Annotated in this window: 1 protein-coding gene; it reads right to left on the reverse strand. The window is 64.2% G+C overall.

The genetic code is table 11. The features are described from left to right. On the reverse strand, positions 1-239 hold a 239-nt coding region (locus C6W91_RS21385; protein ID WP_370571638.1), incomplete at its 3' end, for an ATP-binding protein. Between the last annotated feature and the right edge of the window lie 71 nt (positions 240-310).

Raw genomic sequence — 310 nt, forward strand, 5'->3', positions numbered from 1 at the left:
AAGCTGTCCATCGTCTTGCCGGGCGGCAGGTGCGCTTCGGCAAGATGGCGGGCGATCCTGCGGTGGGCGCGTTCGGCCAGTTCGTGCTCCGCAATCGCGGCTAGGAAGCGGGCGGCAGGCCAGCCCTCCCGGTCAGCCTGTTCGGCGAATTGCGGCCAGAGAATCTTGATGGTTGGCAGCCGCAGGTCGTTCAGCATGATGCTGAGGCGGGCCTCATCGACGGTATGGGAGCTCGTCATGCCTGTACTCCTGCTGCATCCGCCGTTTTGACGAGGGCTTCATAGCTGTCCAGGGACACGGATTGCACGGT

The organism is Phaeobacter sp. SYSU ZJ3003 (assembly GCF_041300735.1).
GTDB lineage: Bacteria > Pseudomonadota > Alphaproteobacteria > Rhodobacterales > Rhodobacteraceae > Phycobacter > Phycobacter gallaeciensis_A.